The following is an 18,365-nucleotide window of genomic DNA, read 5'->3' as shown; positions in this document are numbered from 1 at the left end:
TTGGTATGCGGCGGTTTCGTCCAGCCGCATACGAATCCACGAAACGCCGCGGCTGCGATGCGCATATGACGAAAGGAATGCCGATGATGCTCGGTCTGGGCCACGACGTGGTCGACGTCGCTGCCTTCGCGGCGCAGCTGGGGGAGCCCGGCGGCGGCACGCGCCGACTGTTCTCCCCGCGCGAACTGCGTCAGGCCGCCGTCCGCGCCCAGGCCAAGCATGACGGCGAAGCCGTGCACCTCGCCGCGAAATGGGCCGGCAAGGAAGCCGTCCTCAAAGCCTGGTGCGAGGCGCTCGCCGCAGCATCGCTCCCGTTCCCGTACACGGTCGACGACTTCCCCTGGCCGCAGATTGAGATCCTCGACGACTCCCGCGGCGTCCCCCATGTGGCGCTCGCTCCCGACCCGCAGCGCCGCCTGTCCGATTCGCTCGGCCCGGCCACGGTCTGGCACCTCTCCCTGAGCCACGACGGCCCGATCGCCTCCGCCGTCGCCGTCCTCACCGCCGGCTCCGCGTGACCTCAGTCCGAGGGCCGAGGAAGTTCCGATACTCCGGTCACGGAAGGATCGGCCACGGTCTGAGCAAGACCGCCGTGGGATAGGTGCGCGGCGTGTCGAACCGGTTTTACGTCGAACCGGTTCGACATAATGTTGCCCATACGTCAGGGATTGACGCAGACAGGCAATAGTGCAATGCAGGGACGAAGGAGTTTCCTATGGCAAAGTCCAACGCAACCAAATCCGCCACCAAGTCGGTGCAGTCCGAGACCAAGCCCGCGAAATCCGTGAAGGCCGCCGCCGACGCCAAGGCTGCCGAAGCTGCCGAAGCCGCCGAAGCCGCCGCGAAGGAGGCCGCCCGTCAGGCCGCCGCCGACGCGTTCCGCGACCGCCTCGCCGGCCATGCCGCCGAGCTGGAGGAGCTGTTCATGGGCCTGTACGGCGACCATGCCGCCTACGAGCAGCTGCTCGCCGCGATGGAACAGGCCGCGACCGACCGTCCGGCCGACCTGCAGGCCATCGACAAGGCCCGCGAGCAGGATCCCGACTGGTACAAGCGCGGCGACATGTTCGGCATGACGATGTACACCGACCTGTTCGCCGGCGACCTGAAGAAGCTGGCCGGCAGGATCGACTACCTCAAGGAGCAGAAGCTCACCTACCTGCATCTGATGCCGCTGCTCAAGATGCCGCATCCGAACAACGACGGCGGCTACGCGGTCGAGGACTTCGACGAGGTCGACCCGCTGCTGGGCTCCAACGAGGACCTCGCGAACCTGACGAAGAAGCTGCGCGAGGCGGGCATCAGCCTGTGCCTCGACTTCGTGATGAACCACACCGCGTCGTCGCACCGCTGGGCCAAGGCCGCGCAGGCGGGCGACCCGGAGTATCAGGACTACTACTTCTGCTACGACGACCGCACCATCCCCGACATGTACGACGCGGTCGTCCCGCAGGTGTTCCCGTCGGCCGCCCCCGGCAACTTCACCTGGAACGAGCAGATGGGCAAGTGGGTGATGACCCAGTTCTACCCGTTCCAGTGGGATCTCAACTACCGCAATCCGAAGGTCCTGGTCGCGATGATGTCCAGCGTGATGCATCTGGCGAACCTGGGCGTGGAGGTGTTCCGCCTCGACGCGGTCCCGTACATCTGGAAGGAGCTGGGCACCAACTGCCGCAACCTGCCGACCGTGCATGTGATCGTGCGCATCCTGCGCATCATCCTCGAATGCGTGTGCCCGGGCGTGGTGCTCAAGGGCGAGGTCGTGATGGCCCCGAAGGAGCTCGCCGCCTACTTCGGCACACCGGAGAAGCCGGAGTGCCACATGCTGTACAACGTGTCGGTGATGGTGAACCTGTGGAGCGCGCTGGCCAGCCAGGACACGCGTCTGCTCAAGGCGCAGCTGGACGCGCTCAACGCCCTGCCCGACAACTGCTGGTTCGTCAACTATCTGCGCTGCCACGACGACATCGGCTGGGGGCTGGACGAGGACGTCGAGCGTCGCCTCGGCATCGACCCGCTGGCCCACAAGGAGTTCCTGTACCACTTCTACGAGGGCGCGGTGCCGGGCAGCTGGTCGATGGGCGAGCTGTACAACTACGACGAGCCGTCGCGCGACGCGCGCAGCTGCGGCACCACGGCGAGCCTGTGCGGCGTCGAGAAGGCGATCATCACGCACGACCGTCCGGCGTTCGACCGCGCGATCGAGCGCGACCTGCTCATGCACCGTGCGATGGCGTTCCTGCGCGGCTTCCCGATGCTCAACTGCGGCGACGAGATCGGCCAGCTCAACGGCTGGGAGTACAAGGAGGATCCGGACCGCATCGAGGACAGCCGCAACCTGCACCGCAGCCCGTTCGACTGGGACAAGGCGGCGCTGCGCACCGAGGAGGGCACGCTGCAGCAGCGTCTGTGGGACGGCATGGCCGACCTGCGCGCGATGCGCGACGACCCGTGCTTCGGTCCCGACGCGTGGGTGACCACGTGGGACAGCGGCGATGACGGCATTCTCGCCGTGGTCCGCCAGTGCGACGGCGAGACGCTGGTCGGCCTGTTCAACTTCGCGACGACGCCGCGTCACGCCCATCTCAACGCCTCGCAGTATGTGATGGATGCGCTCGACGCCGACCTCGCCCCGTACGAGGCGCGCATCATCCGTCGCTGACGATCGTCGCCGACGTCAGGTCGGCGATGGGGAGGGGCCCCGATTCCGGACCGCACCGCGATCCGGACATGCAAAGGGGGCGGTTGGAAGACCTGGATCTTCCAACCGCCCCCTTATTCATGCGTTCATGCGCTCATGCGCTCATGATGATGAGACGGAGCCGTTGCAGGCCGGCGTCGCACCGGCCCGCAACGCATGTCACTTCTTGCGCTTGACCGTCAGGATGGCGGTCGCAGCGGCGACGAGCAGGGCCGCGACGACGGCCACCGACAGGACGGCGGCGCCGGTCGAGGAGATCGGCGTCTTCTTGTCGGACTGCGGCTTGGTGCCGGTGGTGCCGGGCTTGGCGTCGCCGGGCTTGGTCGAGGTTCCGTCGCCGGAGCCGGAGTCACCGGAGCCGGAGTCGGCCTTCGTCACCGTGACCGTGGCGGCGGCGGTGAACCCGCCGACCTTGCCGGCCACGGTGAACGTGCCGGCCGTCGCGATCCACGACTCGTCGTACTCGGTCCACGTCACCGGCTCGGCGGTCACGTCGCCGTTCGACCAGGTGACCGACAAGGTCGCCGGCAGGGTCGGCTTCTTGCCGACCGTCGTGGAGACGTTGACGGCGCCGCCGTTCTCGACGCTGACCTGCGTGGCCGGGTTGACGTGCACGCTGACGGTCACGTCGAGGCCGGCGGCGGTGCCGTGCACGGTGAAGTCGCCGCCGTCACGGTTCTTGTAGCCGTCGAACGCGTCCCAGGTCACGGCTTCGGCGGTGGTGTCGCCGCCGTCGCTCCACGTCACGGTCGCGGTCTTCGGCAGCGTGGGCGCGGTGCCGGATTCCACGGTGATCGTGCTGCTGTCCGGGTCGATCGCGGCCGCGGTCGCCGTGGCCGGGTTGACGTGCACGTTGACGCTCACGGTGCCGTCCCAGCCGGCGATCGTGCCGGTGACGGTGAAGTCGCCGCCCTCGCGCTTGGTGTAGCCGTCGAACTCGGCCCAGGTCACGGCCACGTCGGACGTGTCGCCGTTGGACCAGTGCGCGGTCACGGTGGCGGGCAGCGTCGGCTTGGTGCCGGCGTCGGTGGTGACGGTGCCGGTCGGCGCGTCGACGCCGGTGATGGTCGCCGGGACGACGGTCACGCGGATCGTCACGTCAAGGCCGGCGGCCTTGCCGGTGATCGTCACCGGGGTGTCGCCCGCGGTGTCGAACGCGGACTTGTCGGGCATGTCCCAGGCGATCGTCTCGCCGGTGACGTCGCCGTTGCTCCAGGTGACGTCGACGGATGCCGGCAGCGTCGGCACGGTCTTCTGCGGCGTGCGCACGTCGGGCAGCGCGGCGGCCGATTCGGCCGTGGCCGCGTTGACGGTGACGGTGAACGGGATGTTCTGCTCCCAGCCGTCGATGCGGCCGTTCGCCGTCACCTGATGCTCGTCGCGCGGATGGTTCCAGCCGTCGGGCAGGGTGAGCGCGATGGTGCGCTGCTCCTGCGCGCCGTCGTTCCAGACGACGGTCACGTCGCCGTTGACGGCCGGCGCGGCGCCGTCCTTCGCGGTGTCGATGGCGGGCACGGAGGCGGCCGGCGTGACCGCGGTGATCGTGCGCGCCGCGACCGTGACGGTGACCGTCACGTCGAAGGACGCGCCGTCCACGCCGACCGTGCCGGTCGCTTCGAACGAGCCGGCGGCCGCGTACTGGGCGGGCTTGATCTCATTCCACTGGACCGCAGCGGTCGCGCTGGTGCCGTCCGAGTAGGCGACGGTGGCGACGACCTTGCTCAGGTCGGGCGCATGCGTGGCGATCGTGGAGACGGATGCCGGCGACACGGTGGCTCCGGTTGCGATCGGCGCGCCCACGGTGACCTTCACGCTCGCCTCGGCGGTGCGGCCGTCCACGCTGACCGTGCCGGTCGCGTCGAACGACGCGCCCTTCGTCGCGTACGCGGTCTTGTCGATCGCGTTCCATGCGACGGCGACGTCGGTCGTGGTGTCGCCGTTCGACCAGGTGACGGTCGCGGTCTTGGGCAGCCGGTCGGTCGGGTCGACGCCGGCCGGGGTGGTGAGTTCGGCCGGGTCCACGGTGACGTCCGCGATCGTCGCCGGCGTGACGGTGACGGTGAGCGTGACGGTCACGACGGACTGGTCGTCGACGGCGGCCGTGACGGCCGCGTCGGACTGGCCTACGACGCCGGTGAGCGTGAACGAGCCGCCCTCACGGTTCTTCCACGTATCGGGGACGGCCTCCCACACGACGGGCACCTGTTCGGTCTTGCCGTTGCTGAGTTCGGCCTTGACGGTCTTCGGCAGCAGGCCGGTCGGATCGGTGCCGGACTGCACGCTGATCGGGTCGGGATCGTACGCCTTGGTGATGCTCGCCTCGGCGACGGCGACCTTCCACGTCACCTTCAGGCCCGCGGCCTTGCCGGTGAACGTGTAGGTCTCGGCCTTGTCGAACGTGGCGTCGTTCGGGTCGGCGCCGGCGTCCCAGACGATCGGTTCGTCGGTGGCGTCGCCGTTCGACCAGGTGACCTTGGCCGTGGCCGGGATCGTCGGCGCGGCGCCGCCCTTGATGATGGTGGCCGCGGCCGGCTGCGCCACGGACTTGGCGGTGGCCTTGGTGACGGTCACGTGCGTGGTGACGGTGTGGTTCTTGCCGTTCACGGTGACGGTGCCGGTGACGTCGTATGCGCCGCCGTCCCTGTTCTTGTAGGAGTCGTCGGATTGCCATGCGACCGTTTCGTCGGTGGTGTCGCCGTTCGACCAGGTGGCCTTCGCGGTCGTGTCGAGCTTCGGCGCGGTGCCGGATGCGGTCGTGACCTTCGTGTTGGCGACGGTTACGCCGGTCACGGTCGCGGCGCGCACGTGCAGCGTCAGGTCGGTGCCGTCCAGGTAGCCGTCGACGTCGCCGTGGACATGCGCGTCGTGTTCGGCGCGGTTCTGGTTCCAGTCGTCCGGAATCTCTTCCCAGGCGACGTCCACGGTGCCGGTCGTTCCGTCGTCATACGTGACGGTGACCGTCTTCGGCAGCTTGTCGGTCGGCTTCGTCGTGGACGAATCGACCGTGACCGTCGCCGGCTTGGTCACCGACGCGATGGTCTTGACCTTGGCGATATAGCTCTGGAAGTCGGCGAGATAGTCGGCGGCATCATATTCATAGCCGGACGACGCCATGCCTTGCATGCCGCCGTACACCTGCGACACGGTCATGCCGTTGGGATAATCTCTCCAGATGCCGCCGCTTTGCCATCGAGCATGCTTGGCGATGGCCAGACCGGTGGTGCTGAACGGGTGGACCTTGACGCTGGTTTCATTGGCGAAGCAGATCTTGTTGGTCAGCGTTCGATAATGGCCGATCTGCTGTGACGAGCCACACTCCAGAGGATGGTCATCGTAGTTTGCGATTTCGGCATACCAGCTTTTTGCCGCTGTTGATTGGCCGTCAGAAGTCCATGGATTGTAAGAGGAGTTGGCGTGAAGATTTTCGAGTGCGAAATTCCACTGTTGTCCGTTATTTGACGCATGGCCGAACTGATGGGACGAGTAGTTGACGTTCGACTGCGATGCGGCCATCATCTTATCCGTGACTTTGAGCGGGGTAAGTCCGTCTCCGTTGTCATCACAGGCTCGTGCCGGATTGTCCGCCGCAAGATCCGTCCTGCACGGCTCGTTCGTCAACGACGAACGGAACTCGTTGATGGCGATGATCTGCTGGATCGACACTTCCATGTTCGCCAAAGCGGTCGCATCATCGGCGGCGCCGATATTGGTGTCGTCTTTGAAGTGAGCGGTGAGCAGCAGTTCCGCCGCTTCCTTGGCGGTCTGCCGTTCAGCGGAATCCGAAGCGTGCTCGGACTTCCAGACGAAGTAGCCGTAGGACGATTTCTTCTCGGTGTCGGACAGCGTCGACCAGCCGGTCGCCGCCTCCGCAGGGAGGGCGCAGAACAGCATGGCGATACCGGCGATCGCCGCGATGCCTCCCCATATCCGGTGTGTGGTTGCTCTCATAGGTACCCCTTCGAGAAACGCGGTCAGCAGCGGATCCGTCACTGGCCGCGAGGTTGCGTTACGTGTCCCACGATAGTTACCGGGGTCGGCAATTGCGGCGTGTTTCCCGGGTGCCGGAAGGGGGCGGAGACCCGGATCGGGGGAGGGCTGAGGGTACGCTGGTGAGCCGCTGCCATGATTCCGGCGTCGCATCGTCGCGGCGAACGGGACGCGCAGCCGGCCATGTCGGGGAACGGTCCCCGATGGGGCCGGACGTAATCGGACAATCGTAAGGATATTCAATGGTGACTCATCCTCATCACCCTCGTGGCATCATGCGCCGTGCGGTGACGGTCGTGGCGGCGCTCGCCATGGGCGCCTCGTTCGCCGCGCCCGCCATGGCGCTTGACGACGCCGGCATCCAGCCCGGCGAAGCCGTTCCCGCCACGGGCCAGTACAAGATCTACCCCGGAGTGCAGCACATCGATTACGGCGACGGCGCCGTCATCGTGGGGGATGCCGCGACCACGGTGGTCGAACCGGACGTGGATGCCGACACCCGGGCCCGTCTCACGGAGGTCCTGGACGTGAAGGGCGTCGCGGCCCAGGAGTCCGCCGCGGTGCCCGACGGCGCGAACGGATTGAACGTGCTGGTCGGCATCAACGGCTCCGGCGGCGTGGTCGACGCATACGCCAAGGCGCTCGTCGCAAGCGGCGAACTGGACATCGACGCCGACACGTTCGAGAAGACCGACTCGTACGTGCTGTCGGTCCTGCCGGGAACGCAGGGCCGGGCGGACACGGTCATGGTGCTCGGGCGCGACACCGACGCCGCGTTCTACGGCCTGACCACGCTGTACCAGATCGTCCAGCAGGTCTCCGGCAACAAGCTGACCGCCCTGACCGTGGCCGATTGGGCCGACGTCAAGTCGCGCGGCTTCATCGAAGGCTACTACGGCAGCCCGTGGAGCACGCAGGACCGCGTGAACCTGATGACGTGGGGCGGCTACTACAAGATGAACACCTACGTGTACGCCCCGAAGGACGACCCGCTGCACCGCAACGACTGGCGCACCTCCTACACGCAGGAGCAGATCGACGACGAGATCAGGCCGCAGGCCGAGGCCGGCAACCGCTCCAAGGTGCGCTTCGTCTACGCGATCGCCCCGTTCCACGACGCCGACGCGGCCCGCGGCAAGCAGTTCCGCTTCGACACCGAGGAGCACTATCAGGAGGACCTGCAGGTGCTCAAGGGCCGCTACCAGCAGGTCATCGACGCCGGCGTGCGCCAGATCGCGCTGCTGGCCGACGACTCCACCGACTGGGGCCGGGTGTACGGCAACGAGCAGACCTACGTGCGTCTGACGCAGGACCTCACCGACTGGCTGCATGAGCTCCAGCAGGAGAGGAACGAGGACGGCACCACCACGTACGAGGGCCTCAAGGACACGCTGCTCTACTGCCCGGCGCTCTACAGCTACACCGGCGGCGGCGAGTCCTGGTACGACAAGTTCCCCGCCAACGTGCAGATCGTGATGACCGGCCGCCGCACCTTCGGCTCCGCGACCCCCGAGTTCGCCAAGGAGTTCAAGGAGAACACCGGCCGCGCCCCCTTCATGTGGGTGAACTGGCCGTGCTCCGACATGAACCGCAACACCTCCTACCAGTATCTGGTCATGGGCGGGCAGAACAACTTCCTCAAGCCCGGCGCCGCATCCGGCGCCTTCGACGGCATCATGCTCAACCCGATGCAGCAGTCGGAGCCGAGCAAGGTCGGCATCTTCCTCGCCGCCGACTACAGCTGGAAGCTGTGGCAGACCGAGGACGAGGGCCGGCAGGCGTGGGAGGACTCGTTCAGCTACGTCGAACACAACTCGCCGGTCTCGACCCCCGGCTCCCGCGCGCTGCGCGACCTGTCGATGAACATGCGCATCCTCAACGACGGCGGCATCGACGGCCGTCACGATGACGCGGACTACGATGCGGCCAACAAGTGGTGGATCAACCAGGAGTCCATCGACTACACCGGCCGTGACGACGTCAGGGAGGCGCTGGGCGCGCTCAAGACCAAGCTCGACGCCGGCACCGCGACGGTCGCCGACCTGTCCTCGGCCAAGCGCATCTACTCCCGGCTCGCCGCCGCCGCGAAGACCTATCGCGCCGACCACGGGGACCAGAACCTGTTCGACCAGGTCGAGCCGTGGATCGGCTTCTGGGACGACATCACCGAAGCGGCGCTCGACTACATCGCCTCGATCCGGGCGTCGCTGACCGGAGACGAGACCGCCGCGCAGGAGGCTGCGACCAAGGGCCAGGAGGCGCTGACCCGATCCGACACCCACACCATCGCCGACTACTACCAGAAGAACAAGCCGGCCCAGGGCGGCCTGGTGGTCGTGCGCCCGACCGTGCTGTCGCTCAAGTCGTACGCGACCACGCTGTTGCAGCACGACACCCCCGCGCCCGCCCCGAGCGAGGCGACGCTGACCACGTCCGACGTGCACGCCGCCTACTGGAACGCGCACGTCGACCCGAAGGCCGTGACCGACGGCGACGACACGACGTTCTTCTGGATGCAGTCCGACTCCGGCGACTGCGTCGACGCCGGCGCGACCGTGACCGTCACGTACGCCGCGCCGTTCCGCTCCGATACGATCCGCTTCGTGCAGGCGGCCCCGAATCTGGACGCCATCGTCAACGGCACGGTCGAATACCAGACCGCCGACGGCAGCTGGGTGAAGGCCGGCGACATCGATGCGGACACGACGACCGAGGACGTTCCCGGACTGACCGGCAACGACCGTGCGGTGATCGCCACGTTCACGCTGCCGTCCGCGGTGACGGTCAAGGCCGTGCGCGTCACCAACACGACGAAGACCAACAAGTGGTGGAAGCTCTACGACCTGTCCGCGGTCGAAAGCGCCACGCCCGGCCCGGTCGACAAGACCGAGCTGAACAAGGCCATCGCCGACGCCGAAGCTATCGACGTGTCCGGCTGGACCGACGACACCAAGGCCGTCCTCGACGCCGCGCTGGCGACCGCACGCGACTACGCCAAGGACGACTCCATCGTCACCGATGCGCAGATCGACGCCGCCGTTGCCGCATTGCAGGCCGCGATGAACGGCACCGCGCGCTACACCGGCATGACGCTGGAGCAGCTCGAAGCCGACCGCATCGCCAACGGCGACGGCACCTACACGGCGACCAGCTACGCGGCCTACGACGCCGCCTACCAGCGGTTCGCCGTGGCGCTGGAGTATTATGCCGGCGACCTGACCGAGCAGGAGGGCGCCGATCTGGCGGCCGCCTACGAGGCTGCGAAGGCCGCGCTGCAGAAGACGGACAACAGCACCCCGGACCAGCCCGTTCAGCTCGACAAGACCGAGCTGAATGAGGCCATCAAGCGCGCCGAGGAGAAGGATCTGGACCTGTACACCGACGAGTCGGCGGCCAAGGTCGAGGAAACCCTCGCCGAGGCCAGGAAGCTGGCCGCGGACGACGCCCAGACGACGCAGGAGGAGATCGACCGGGCTGCGACGGCCCTGAACGCGGCGATCGACGCGCTGACCGAGAAGCCGGGCAACCCCGATACGCCGGACCAGCCGGACCAGCCGGACACCCCGGACCAGCCGGGCGATCCCGATACGCCGGGTACGCCGGGTACGTCGGACAAGCCCGGCACGTCCGACGGTAAGCCCGGTAAGCCCGGCAAGCCCGGCACGTCCGACACCGGCGGCAAGCTCTCCGCCACCGGTTCGTCCGTGATGCCGATCGCGGCCGTCGCCGCGATGCTGGCGCTCGCCGCCGGCGCGGCGCTGGCGATGCGTCGCCGCGCATGACGGGCGGTGTCGGGGCGTCGGCGTGATGCCGGCGCCCCGACACCCGAATCCTCCTTCATCATGCGCACGGCGAGACACGTGCCGCGGTCTTCCTTGACACGCCTGATGCGCTGTGTATAATTGCTCAGGTCGCCAAAAGCGACACCTTTCACGCGGATGTAGCTCAATGGTAGAGCCTCAGTCTTCCAAACTGATTACGCGGGTTCGATTCCCGTCATCCGCTCCACGTCGCAGGGCCACCGTCTCCGGTGGCCTTTCCGTTATGTCGTTCGTCGCGTCCGGCGGTGTCCGGTTCGGCGTTGCATTCGCGTCATACGACTCGCCATTCGCGCTCGGACGGGGTTTCCGACGGGCCTGTTTTCGGGGGGTATCTGTCTGCTGTAAATGGCGTGATTCTTGCGTTCTCGTGATTTTCGGGGATTGTTTCCCCTCTGCTGGGGTGGATGGTCGCCGTGCCGCCGTTGGTTATGTTCGCTGTATGACGCCGTGGTCGGGGAAGGGCCCCGTAGCGCGGCGGGGTGGAGTGTGATGGATATGCGTGATGTAAGAAGGCACCGGGGCAAGGGAGCCTCGCGCGCCGCGGCGGCCGTATCCGCCGTGTCGTTGCTGTGCGCTTTGGCGGTGGGCGGTGTCGCCTCCGCCGAGGACCTGTCCGGTGATGTCGTTTCCTCCGATCAGACGATCTCGGGTCAGCTCGATGCGCCCACCGTCGTGCAGGAGTCGTCCGATGACGGCGCCGGTTCCGGCGACACCGTCGTGACCGACGATCCCGGTACGTCCGGCACCGTGTCCGACGGTTCCGGCGAATCGTCCGACGGCACCGGTTCGGCCGGATCGTCCGACGATGCGTCGTCGGACGGCACCGACGACGCCGGCTCGTCCGGCGATCAGGGCGACGCCGATGATGACGGCACGTCCGACGGCGACGCCGCGGACTCGGACGCGGACGGCGACGGCGACACCGTGGGCGATGACGCTGTCGCGGACGCCGATGACGCCGCGAACGATGCGGCCGCGAACACCGTCGCGAACGACGCGACCGAGGACCTGACGAAGTACCCGCTGGTCGAATGCAAGGTCGACGCCAAGGATCCCAGCTACCGCGGCGACTACATGAAGTATGCGAACTGCAAGCGTCCCGAGGCCACGGTGGACAACAGCGTCTTCGACGGCCACATCAAGAGCGACGACGTGTCCGATCCGAACGGCACCACGGTGAACCTGTTCGACTACTGGGTGTTCCGTCAGGATGCGTCCGACCTCGTGTACAGCGAGAACGGCACCCTCAAGTCGTGGCTGGTCAAGACCGATGACGGCGTCAAGCGCATCGCCAACGGCTACGCGGACATCGGCATCAACGAAGGCCATCAGCTGAAGTTCCGCCGCTGGCAGAACGGCTGGGAGACGAACGCCAACCGCTATACGAACGACGTCACCGACCTCAAGAAGGGGTCATGGCCGTTGCAGCGCATGGTGAAGCGCGCGCTGACGCCCGACGGCTTCCCGGAGCTGTGGGAAAGCGACGACTCCAAGTCCTGGCAGGTGCCCGGCATCACGGGCGAACCCGGCACGACCGGCATCACCGACGAGGATTCGCTGGCGTACCTGTTCAACACGAACGACGGCAACGGCAAGAAGGCGTACACGAACGTCAACGGCCTGTTCCGCATGGTGGACGGCTACTACACGTACGACAGCGAAACCAACTTCGCCTCCTACGACGAGGCCACGAACCGCTTCCGCCTGTACGACGCGCACGCCGTCGCCACCAGCAGCAGGACCGAAAAGGGCATGTTCTTCCCGTTCAACAAGGCCAACGAAGTGTTCCAGACCAGCGACGGCGAACCGGTGACGAACGCCGACGGCACGCTGAAGATGGACGGCAGCGTGTGGTCCCTCGACGAGTCGATCAACCACTACTTCGGCCTGTCGATGAGCAGCCGCTTCGAGCAGGCGGACGGCGGCACGACCTCCACCGGCACGCCGGTGACGTTCCACTTCTCCGGCGACGACGACACCTGGGTGTACATCGACGGCGTGCTCGTGGGCGACCTGGGCGGCATCCACGACGCGGTGGACCTCACCATCAACTTCCAGGACGGCACGGTGCTGGTCAAGACCCAGTCGGGCAAGACCATCCAGCAGACCACGCTGCGCACCCTGTACGAGGCCGCCGGCATGGAGCACGTGACCACCTGGAGCGATGCCGCCCCCGCCACGTTCTCGGACGGCTCGGTCCACACGCTCAAGTTCTTCTACATGGAACGCGGCAACCTCGACTCCAACATGAGCCTCCAGTTCAACCTCGTGCCGGTCAAGGAAAGCTACCTCCTCAAGGTCGACCAGGCCGGCAAGCCGCTCGCCAACGTCGGATTCGAGCTCTACCGCGCGCGTAAGAACGACGCCGGCCAGTACGAGTACGACAAGACCGCCGACCTGCTCGCCGCAGGCACGACCGACTCGAACGGCCAGCTCCAGCTGCTCGCCCAAGGCTCGCAGGAGCCGATCGTCTTCGACGACCTGTACGAGCAGGATCCGGACAAGACCAGCCACTCGAACAGCACCTACTACGTGCTGAAGGAGACCAGGACCCCCGCCGGATACCGCACGCTCGCCAACGAGATCGACCTGGAATACCATCCGGCCACCGCACCCGGCTTCAAAGGCTACGTCGTGTCCTCTACGGACAGCGCGTACATGACCGGCGCCTTCGCCAACGTGTCCGTGCTCGTCACCGCGCCCAGCAGCGTCTACGCGCTCTCCGACGGAGTCAAGGACACCGACTGGCTGGGCGAGACGCTGGACGATCCGACTTACGCGCACGGAGACATCACCAAGGCGCTCGCCGACCGCAAGGGCACGATGTTCGCCGTCATCCTCGCCTACAAGGGTCCGACGATGGAGAATGAAAGCCAGATCGGGAATCTGGCGGACGGCAACAACTGGGTGGCCGTCACCGGCGACTCCGTCTCCGGATGGACGACCTCCAAGGGCCATACGATCGACGACATCATCGACGCGGCGGAGAAGCAGCCGATGACGTTCAAGCTCAAGTCGTCCGGCTCGTACGCGGTGGACATCGACGAACTGCCCGGCAATGCGGAGACGTACTACCGGCTGCTGCCGGACGGCGAGAAGCACAATACCCGCTACACCGTCGCCTACTACTACACGACGGCGAACAGCTTCGCAGACGCGACGTCGAAGAACACCACCCGCCTGTACATGGGCGAGGCCGGCGGCGACCCCGGCACCGGCGCGGACGACGACGTGTTCAACCGCCAGTTCGCCGTCAACGTGCACGTGCCGAACATCAAGAACGAACTCGTCGTACGCAAGGTCGACGAGAACGGCAACCCCGTCTACCAGGAAGGCAAGCCGGAGACGTCGGCCGAGTTCAAGCTGTACTCGGAGGAGAAGCCGTGCGTGTCGGATGCCGTCTATGGCGACAACGGCGTGGGCGGGGAGGTCGACTTCGACTATGACGCTCTGGTGAAATGCAGTGAGTCCGACACGGTCACGACCGGGACGCTCGACGTGACGCCCAGCGGCTCCGCGGGCGGCTCCGCGATGACGCTCGCCAGCGCCGCAAAGTTCCCGTCCGCGGGCAACGTGCTGTACAACGGCACGTACTGGATTGTGGAGACCAGGGCTCCCGAAGGCTACGAGCTGAGCCGTGAGGCGACCAAGGTCATCGTGAACGACACCGGCGTCTACGCGGACGCGGGCAGTTACAAGGACAACGTGAGCGTGCTGCTCGGCGTGGGTACGATCCTGCCGACCATGTCGCAGTTCGCCGCGGTCGACGATCTGGACCGCACCCTGAGCGACATCACCGCGCAGGTCAAGACCAGTTTCGAGGAGCCGGGCGATACCGGCAGCCTCGATTGGGGCGTCAATGCCGGTATAGGCGAGCCGCTGTACCTTACGTACGGTGCGCGGAACGACAAGGGCGAGACGGTGCCGTACATGTACAGTCCGCTGCGCGGCGAAGACGACGACAGTCCGATCGACGCGATGAGCGTGATGCGCAAGGTCGAGTCCGGATGGTCCGACATGATCGTCAGCCAGCTGTACAAGGGCACGGTGACCGTCAACGACCGCGAGATCACCGTCAGCAGCGATCTGAAGACCAACCAGACCGACGAACGCCGCGGCATCGTGGGCGCGATGACCAACCTGTTCACCGGATCGGTGGTCGTGCAGATCGGGGACGCCCGGTCGCTCGCCACCGCCACCGCGGCCGTGCGCAAGACCATGCAGGACACGCGCGGCAAGGACATCGCCTGGCCGGCCGGCCTGCAGTCGTTCAGCTTCGTGCTCGACTCGACCCCGTCCGGGGAGGACGTCGGCGCGCAGGTGACGACCGGCGGCCCGCTGCCGACCGGCGGCGCCGGCACAGAGACGGAGCCGGTCGATACCTGCGTACGTCCGGACACGTCGTCCGGTGACGCCGAGAACGGCGATGCGACGACCGCCGCGCCCACGACGTGCACCGTCACCGTGGAACGCCCGGCCGAGGAGACCGCGTCGACGAACGCGGTCACGCTCGGCACGTTCACCTTCGACTGGAAGACCGTCAAGGACGCGCTCGGCAAGGCCGACGCGGACGGCGTGAGGACGGCGACATACCGGTACCGCATCCGCGAGAACGGTACCGACGGCAAGCCCGGCACCGGCGGCGTGAAGAGCCTGATCCGCTACTCGCAAGCCGACTACTGGCTCGACGTGACCGTCTCGTACAAGGCCGGCGACGGACTGGCCGCGACCACCGCGCTCACCCAGATCACGGACGACGACGGCGATCCCGCCGGTCCGGGCGGCAAGGGCGATGCGATCACCACGGAGGAGAGCGGCGCCTTCGACGGCGTGCACGTCGCCGGATTCGTCAACCGCGAGGGCGAGCCGGTATCGCAACTGCCGTTCACCGGTACCGAACGGTCGGCGCGCGACTGGGTGATCGCCGGTGGCATCGCCGTCGCCATCGCCGCACTCGCGACGATGATCATCCGCGACCGCCGCCGACGCCACGGATTGGCGTGACGAGGGCGTGACCACCGGACGCCCCTCACGGGGCGTCCGCCGAAACAGAAATGTGCGGTCGCGGCGGCCTGACAGCTGCGGCCACCGCGATTGCAAAGCAGCAATCACCACCATAACCAACCAGAAAAGGAGCATCTCATGAAGATGAGGAAGCTTTTCGCCGGCCTCGCCGCCGCGGCAACGATGCTCGGCGGCCTCGCGCTCGGCGCGACCACCGCCAATGCGGCCGTCGGCGACGTCAGCATCACCCCGGCCGACATCACCATCCAGCTTCCGGAAGGCAAGGCCGACTTGCTGACGAACCGTACCGGGTTCCGTTTCGTGAAGCTGGCCGACTACGTGCTGACCGAGGCCGAGGGTGCCAAGAGCACGCTCGAACTCAAGACGACGGGCAACGAAAAGGTCGCCGCGGCCATCAAGGCCGCAGCCAAGACCGCGAACGAAAGCAAGGACGTCACCGGCGATCCGATGATCTGGGTCGCCACGAACCTGCTCGACAGCGAGACCTCGCCGTACGCGGGCAGGCTGCGTGACTTCGTGACCAGCCTCAAGGATCTGAACAAGGACGAGTTCAATGCCACGGTCACAGCATCCTCCGCCGGCGAACCGGCTACATCAGCGAGCTTCACCCTCGCTGAGCCGGGCCTGTACCTCGTGTTCGACAACACCGGCAAGGTCATGTTCGACAAGGATGGCAACGTCACTGAGAACGAAGCCGATGCCGTGAAGTCCGTGGGCGAGTCCATCCCGATGCTGGTCGGCACCAAGATCACCGTCAAGGAAGGCGTTGCCGCCGATGACGTGCAGATCCCGACCACGAACATCAACGGCGTGGTCAACATCAAGAACGACATCACGATCGTGAAGAAGAACGTTTCGCAGGCCGCCGCGTCCATCGGCGAGGAGAAGTCCTACACCGTGGAGGGCGAAGTGCCGAACTGGGTGGGCAAGAACCTGGACGCCTCCTACTACAAGTTCCGTGATGTGCTGGGCGTCGGCCAGACCATCGACTTCACCAGCATCAAGGTGACCGTCGACGGCGTGGACGGCGAGCAGGCCTTCACGCTGGCGAAGCCGGAAGGCGTGACCGCGGACACGTGGCGCGCTAACGGTTCCAACGCCTTCGAGGTCGACCTCACCGAGGTCATGCAGACGCTCGCCGTGAACGCCAATACCATCGGCAAGAAGGTGACCATGACCTACACGACCACCGTGAACAGCGACGCGCTGAAGACCAGGACCGTCGGCAACAAGGTCACCGTGTACAACAACGGCAACCCGGCCACCGACACCACCGAGTTCCCGACCAGCGAATTCAAGTTCACCAAGGTCGGCGGCGACGGCGCCACCGCTCTGGCCGGCGCCGAATTCCAGATCACCAAGGGCGATGCGACGCTGAAGTTCGTCACGCAGGCCGACGGCTCCTATGCGCTGGCCGAGGCCGGTGCCGAGGGTGCCTCCGAGACCATCGTCTCCCCGACCGGCGGCGTGGTGAAGGTGATCGGCGTGGGCGCCGGCACCTACACCGTGACGGAGACCAAGTCCCCGGAAGGCTACTGGGATTCCGGCCTCCCGTCCTTCATCGTCACCATCGACGACGAGGGCAAGGTCACGATGTCCAAGGACGTCGACCTGCTGGGCCTCGTCACCGTCAAGGATGACAAGACCACCGCGACCGTGAAGAACGTCACCAAGATCACCGAGCTGCCGCTCACCGGTGGCGCCGGTATCGCGATGTTCACCGTGGTGGCGATGCTGCTCGCCGGTGTGGCCGGCACCGTGTTCATGAAGTCCCGCTCCACCAAGCGCGCTCTCATGGCCTGACCCGTCCCATCCCATCGAGGCGGTCCTCCCACCCCGGCGCCTTCCGGCGCACCGGCCCGCCTCGACGAAACCGCCCGCCGCCCGTCTCCATCCCGGGCACGGCGGGCACCCGGCCCCCTCTGACGGCGGCCCGGCCCTCCCGGCCTTCCGTCAGAGGGGGCTACTCATGCCGGGGACGCACATCGACTCCCTACTCAACTCTAAAACGGGGGTATTGAACCCCCGATATGGGGTGTCATCACTGACGGCAGGCCACTAAGATTGGCGATACCCCAACGATGGAGCAGTCATCCCCCATAGGGGGCATCCGCGTACCGTACGGTCCCATCCGACCGGCGGCACGCGGCCGGACCATACGATCGCCGACGACGAAGCGGATGAAAGGAGCGCATCATGGCCAATGGAGGCGGCATGTTCACACCCGAGGAGATCCGATACCTCGAATCACTGCCGGCGGTATCGGCGGCCACCGCGAACCGCATCACCTACGCGGACGCGTTCAAACGCCACTGCCTGCGCCGCTACCGCGAAGGGGCCAGCCCGGTGCGGCTGTTCCGCGAAGCCGGCCTCGACCCGGCGCTCGTCGGCCACAAACGCATCGAACGCTGCTTCGCCCGCTGGCGCGACAACGAAGCCGAACTGCTCGCCGGCGAACCGACGTCATCGCAGGGAACCCGCCCCGGCGCATGGTCCACGGACCTGCAAGGCGACGACGACGGCGACCGGTTCGTCGTGGATCCACGGCGCCGAGCCGTCATGATCCCCCCATCCGACGGCGGCGTCCAGGACCTGCGCGACCTGCTCATCGCCCAGCAGATCCGCCGCATCGACGCGCTGGAACGACAGAACGACATGCTGCGCGCGATGCTCGCCGGAACGCATACGCCCGCCGAACCGGGCCGGCCGTCCGACAATGCGCCCGACGCGCCCGACGCCGCCGTGCAGGCGGGACGTTCCGGCGATAGTATGGGTCGCGGCATATCGGCTACGATCGGCGGCGATCGATCGCAATGACGGAACGAGGTGAC

The 18,365-nt window shown here is 66.7% G+C and carries 7 protein-coding genes and 1 tRNA gene; 7 read left to right on the top strand and 1 reads right to left on the bottom strand.

Translation table 11 applies throughout. The annotated features are described in order from the left end of the window. Positions 1-86 precede the first annotated feature (86 nt). Both D2E24_RS06780 and D2E24_RS06775 read left to right on the top strand, forming a co-directional pair. Positions 87-518 (top strand): holo-ACP synthase, encoded by a 432-nt coding sequence (locus D2E24_RS06780; protein ID WP_125968593.1) that lies wholly within the window; start codon positions 87-89, stop codon positions 516-518. A gap of 197 nt (positions 519-715) precedes the next feature. Then, the gene (locus D2E24_RS06775) at positions 716-2,662 is read left to right on the top strand and encodes an alpha-amylase family protein (protein WP_125968586.1); all 1,947 of its coding nucleotides are present in this window, start codon (positions 716-718) and stop codon (positions 2,660-2,662) included. Between the two features lie 198 nt (positions 2,663-2,860). Here D2E24_RS06775 and D2E24_RS06770 read toward each other — a convergent pair whose 3' ends face one another. Beyond that, a complete protein-coding gene (locus tag D2E24_RS06770; protein ID WP_164521047.1) occupies positions 2,861-6,649 on the bottom strand; it encodes an Ig-like domain-containing protein in 3,789 nt (1,262 codons plus the stop codon). 281 nt (positions 6,650-6,930) lie between these two features. Between D2E24_RS06770 and D2E24_RS06765 the strand changes: the two genes are divergently transcribed. The 5 genes from D2E24_RS06765 (at position 6,931) to D2E24_RS10615 (ending at position 18,351) form a co-directional block, all read left to right on the top strand. Beyond that, positions 6,931-10,470, top strand: coding sequence for a beta-N-acetylglucosaminidase domain-containing protein (locus D2E24_RS06765; protein WP_125968584.1), 3,540 nt, complete (start codon positions 6,931-6,933; stop codon positions 10,468-10,470). A 152-nt stretch (positions 10,471-10,622) separates the two neighbouring features. Continuing rightward, positions 10,623-10,696: transfer RNA gene (locus D2E24_RS06760), tRNA-Gly, on the top strand. Positions 10,697-11,004: 308 nt separating this feature from the next. Continuing rightward, positions 11,005-15,513 carry a SpaA isopeptide-forming pilin-related protein gene (locus D2E24_RS06755; RefSeq protein ID WP_125968583.1) on the top strand — a complete coding sequence of 1,503 codons (4,509 nt, stop codon included), beginning with the start codon at positions 11,005-11,007 and terminating at the stop codon, positions 15,511-15,513. 138 nt (positions 15,514-15,651) lie between these two features. Further along, positions 15,652-17,337 (top strand): SpaA isopeptide-forming pilin-related protein, encoded by a 1,686-nt coding sequence (locus tag D2E24_RS06750; protein WP_125968582.1) that lies wholly within the window; start codon positions 15,652-15,654, stop codon positions 17,335-17,337. Between the two features lie 393 nt (positions 17,338-17,730). After that, a complete protein-coding gene (locus tag D2E24_RS10615) occupies positions 17,731-18,351 on the top strand; it encodes a hypothetical protein (RefSeq protein ID WP_241222898.1) in 621 nt (206 codons plus the stop codon). Positions 18,352-18,365: the final 14 nt, after the last annotated feature.

The sequence above is a fragment of the Bifidobacterium samirii genome, from assembly GCF_003952945.1.
Classification (GTDB): Bacteria; Actinomycetota; Actinomycetes; order Actinomycetales; family Bifidobacteriaceae; genus Bifidobacterium; species Bifidobacterium samirii.
The sequence above is the reverse complement of the archived record's forward strand: the minus strand, read 5'-3'. Positions and strand labels throughout refer to the sequence as shown.

Bases quoted from the DNA above. Each gene is read 5' to 3' on its own strand.
- D2E24_RS06780 (WP_125968593.1), top strand. From the start codon at position 87: ATGCTCGGTCTGGGCCACGACGTGGTCGACGTCGCTGCCTTCGCGGCG.
- D2E24_RS06765 (WP_125968584.1), top strand. From the start codon at position 6,931: ATGGTGACTCATCCTCATCACCCTCGTGGCATCATGCGCCGTGCGGTG.
- D2E24_RS06750 (WP_125968582.1), top strand. From the start codon at position 15,652: ATGAAGATGAGGAAGCTTTTCGCCGGCCTCGCCGCCGCGGCAACGATG.
- D2E24_RS06755 (WP_125968583.1), top strand. From the start codon at position 11,005: ATGCGTGATGTAAGAAGGCACCGGGGCAAGGGAGCCTCGCGCGCCGCG.
- D2E24_RS10615 (WP_241222898.1), top strand. From the start codon at position 17,731: ATGGCCAATGGAGGCGGCATGTTCACACCCGAGGAGATCCGATACCTC.
- D2E24_RS06775 (WP_125968586.1), top strand. From the start codon at position 716: ATGGCAAAGTCCAACGCAACCAAATCCGCCACCAAGTCGGTGCAGTCC.
- D2E24_RS06770 (WP_164521047.1), bottom strand. From the start codon at position 6,649: ATGAGAGCAACCACACACCGGATATGGGGAGGCATCGCGGCGATCGCC.